This window comes from Chitinophaga sp., assembly GCF_035564935.1.
Classification (GTDB): Bacteria; Bacteroidota; Bacteroidia; order Chitinophagales; family Chitinophagaceae; genus Chitinophaga.
The window spans coordinates 1-3,318 of the sequence record NZ_DATMTE010000385.1 but is presented as its reverse complement, the minus strand read 5'-3'; the positions used below and the strand labels follow the sequence as shown (position 1 = coordinate 3,318).

General features: G+C 46.6%; 4 protein-coding genes. 1 reads left to right on the top strand and 3 read right to left on the bottom strand.

Going from position 1 to position 3,318, the window contains the following annotated elements; translation table 11 throughout:
• Positions 1-18 precede the first annotated feature (18 nt).
• The 3 genes from VN105_RS10155 to VN105_RS10145 all read right to left on the bottom strand — a co-directional run bounded on the left by VN105_RS10155 (position 19) and on the right by VN105_RS10145 (position 2,104).
• Positions 19-627, bottom strand: a complete 609-nt coding sequence (locus VN105_RS10155; protein WP_325640446.1) for an RNA polymerase sigma-70 factor — start codon at positions 625-627, stop codon at positions 19-21.
• Positions 628-959: 332 nt separating this feature from the next.
• A complete protein-coding gene (locus tag VN105_RS10150; protein WP_325640444.1) occupies positions 960-1,724 on the bottom strand; it encodes a LuxR C-terminal-related transcriptional regulator in 765 nt (254 codons plus the stop codon).
• Positions 1,725-1,801: 77 nt separating this feature from the next.
• Positions 1,802-2,104, bottom strand: coding sequence for a hypothetical protein (locus VN105_RS10145; protein ID WP_209857459.1), 303 nt, complete (start codon positions 2,102-2,104; stop codon positions 1,802-1,804).
• A gap of 93 nt (positions 2,105-2,197) precedes the next feature.
• Here VN105_RS10145 and VN105_RS10140 point away from each other — a divergent pair.
• Positions 2,198-3,318 (top strand): TlpA disulfide reductase family protein (locus VN105_RS10140; RefSeq protein WP_325640440.1); only part of this gene is annotated, 1,121 nt, incomplete at its 3' end.

Here is a 3,318-nt window from a genome sequence, read left to right as displayed (position 1 = left end):
ATCGCCGAAGGCGATCAGCTAATAAAACATCAGTGAAGATATAGCCAGCAGGATGATCAGCGGCGGCAACACGCCTTTGCTTTTGCCGATAGCGCCCAACCCTTCGTTCAGGCGCCGCATAGCGCGGAAAAGCTGCGTTTCCACAGTCCGGGGGGAAATATTGAGGATTTCAGCTACCTCCTTGTATTTAAAGCCGTCTTCTTTGATCAGCTGGAAAATACGGCGGCACTGGGCCGGCAGGGAAGACACGATCTGGTCCATTTTAAAACGCATTTCCTTCCATTCCAGGTCACGCTCCAGGTCAATGCTGTTGCGCAGATCGGCGGTATCGGAGCCGGAAAGCGGAACGATCCGCAAATGGGAATACTGTTCAAGGTAATTAAGCGAATGATTTTTGACCGCCACAAAAAGGTATACCTGCAGGTTGGCTACCTGCTCCAGGTCGGCGCGGCGGTTCCAGAGCTTAACAAATACATCGGATACTATCTCTTCCGCAGCTTCCCGTACATGTACATACCGGATACAGAAATGCAATAAGCGGTCGTACAGATGACGGAATAAACGGGCAAACGCCTGTTCATCATCATAACGCGCTATCTGCATCTGCCATTCACTAATCTCATCCATGTTCATGTGTATGCTAAAACGTTTTTGCTTAATGGATAAAAAAAACGAGAATCGGAGTTTCTCTTTATTGTTCTGGTTGTTACTGTGAATCTTTGGTTGACATCAATATAATAACAATGTTATAAAAAAAGATCAATATTACCAATTTTGTCTGACTCAGGATTAAACTGATTACACTGATTACGCTGATTTTATTTTGTAATGATTTTAAAAGATTCGGGAAATCCAGGCGAAAATATCCGCTTACATCTCCCCAAATCTGTTAAATCCAAAGTAATCAAATCAGCGTAATCAGTGTAATCAGTTTAATCCTGGGTCAGACAAAATCCGCGCTATACCCAGCCTTCCTTCACGGCGCGTACCACCAGCTCCGCAGCGGATTTAATACCCGTTTTCTTCAGCATGTTCTTACGATGCTTGTCTACTGTAAGCTTACTGATGTTTAAGTGGATGGCGATCTCCCGGCTGGGCATACCGCCCAATACCAGGCGAAGGATTTCCTTCTCCCTCCTGGTAAGCACTTCCCTGGCAGCCGTAAACATCTTCCGGATCTCCACGTTGGAAAAGGACGGCTCCCCGTCCAGTCCCACGAAAGACAACACAGGAGCGCCGACAGGCTTCAGGTGTGTAATATCGGTATGCACGCAGAGTGTACGCAGCACCGCGCCGGTTTCATCGTGCTGTATGCAGGTGGACTGCTGCAACATCCGTACATATTCGCCATTGGCCTTACGTACCCGCAGATCGTAACGCACTTTATACTTCAATACCTTCTCCGGTGGCAGGCGGGAAAAGAAATCAACCGCCGCCTGTTCAAACTCCAGGAAGCTGCCCGCATCTTCCGGGTGGATACGCAACATCATCTCGGTAATAGAACACTCGTCTACCGTATATCCCAGCACATCATATACACAGGGATGCATGTAGTCAAGCTCCCCCCTTACTGCATTGAATATAAAATAATAACACTCCCCTACCTGGAAAAAGCTAAGTACCTTCTTATGTACTTCCATCTCCAGGGCCAGATCCGGCGGATCGCTCCGCTCAGACAGTATATTCCAGACCTTCCTGGTTTCTTCATAAATGCGCATCTTCATGGTACGGGGAGATAATGTAATTAAACCGTAAACAGACCTGCTAACAAGCGACCTGACATCCATACCGGTAATACCGGTTAGCTCAACAAATTAAAAGATACGAAAACAATTGTGATACTAATGCATATCAGTGCCACGAGAAAAGTATAATCTGCTATTTGCTCCAGCCGTTCGCTTGTTTTCCCGTACCTGCTCTTCAGTGATAAAAAGGATAACAGGCAGCTTGCCATCAGCAATATGGCGGCTATGCCGGTGCAATCATCTATAACAGTAGCATGGTTAAATCCCGCTACCTTAATAGAGGTAAGCACAATCAGGCAAAAGCCCAGGAGGTTGGTGGAGGTGTTCAGAATGTGGGGCGACTTACTTTGATTTGCCATATCCTTATTTTTTGTTAATCCGCTTTTAACAAAGCATTGGTACCGCAAATGAATAAATTTTGTTGATAGTTTAGCCTGCATAGAGCAGATCTTATGAAAAAAATAACACTTCTAGCACTGTGTTTGCCCGCGTTCGTGAATGCCCAACCCGCAAAATATATACTGGACGGCAAACTCACTAAACAGAACGGACCTGTTAAAATATACCTCAACAAGGTTGTTAATGACGCCCTGGTAGTAGATTCTGCAGAAGTACAGCAGGGTGGATTCCGCTTTGAAGGCACAGTGGATGGTCCTATGCGCGCCATGCTCATCCTGGACACCAAAGGCGGCGGCATGAATTTTATGGAGCTTCCTCCCGATGCAGACACCAGGATCTTTTTCCTGGAAAAAGGAACCATTAAGGTGACCATAAACGGGCTAGTGAGCAAAGCCCGTATCTCTTCCCCTATCAATGATGAAGAAGATTACTTTAACAAATCCATGAAATCTGTTCTCAAATCGATCCGGCAGTTGTCAAAAGAATACAACAGGGCGTCTGCCACCAAAAAAGAAGACAAAGGATTCCAGCAGCAATTAGCCCTGCGCTACCAGGTATCGCACGAAGCGCAGAAACTGCTCCAACACAAATATATCGCGGAAAATCCCAACTCCTTCCTCAGCCTCACGGCACTGGAAGAACTGGCCGGTCTGAATGTAAACCCCGATATGATAGAACCTATCTTCCTTAAATTATCAGAAGAAGTACGCAACACCAAAGAAGGGAAAGCCTTTGCCGCTGAAATTGCCCAGGCCAGGAACCTCACAATAGGGTCCGACGCTCCCGACTTTGAAGTACCGGATATGAACGGGAAAATGGTACGGCTATCCGACTTTAAAGGCAAAACCGTATTCCTCGATTTCTGGGCCTCCTGGTGCGAGCCCTGCCGGCGCGAACATCGCAAGCTCCTGGAAGTTTATAACCAATTCAAGGATAAAAACTTTACCATCATCAGCATAGCACTCGACCCGCCCGCCGACCGGAAATATTTATTGGAAGCCATTAAAGAAGACAGCATGGTATGGACCAACCTGGCCGATCCCAAAGTAGACAAAAACCACGCAGCCAGGGTGTATGGCGTGAAAGCCATCCCACAAAACTATCTCATAGATTCTACCGGGATGATCTTCAATAAAGACCTTACAGGCGAATCACTCTACCAGCAATTAAACAG

Coding starts and splice junctions, on each gene's coding strand:
- VN105_RS10155 (WP_325640446.1), bottom strand. CDS start 627: ATGGATGAGATTAGTGAATGGCAGATGCAGATAGCGCGTTATGATGAT.
- VN105_RS10150 (WP_325640444.1), bottom strand. CDS start 1,724: ATGAAGATGCGCATTTATGAAGAAACCAGGAAGGTCTGGAATATACTG.
- VN105_RS10145 (WP_209857459.1), bottom strand. CDS start 2,104: ATGGCAAATCAAAGTAAGTCGCCCCACATTCTGAACACCTCCACCAAC.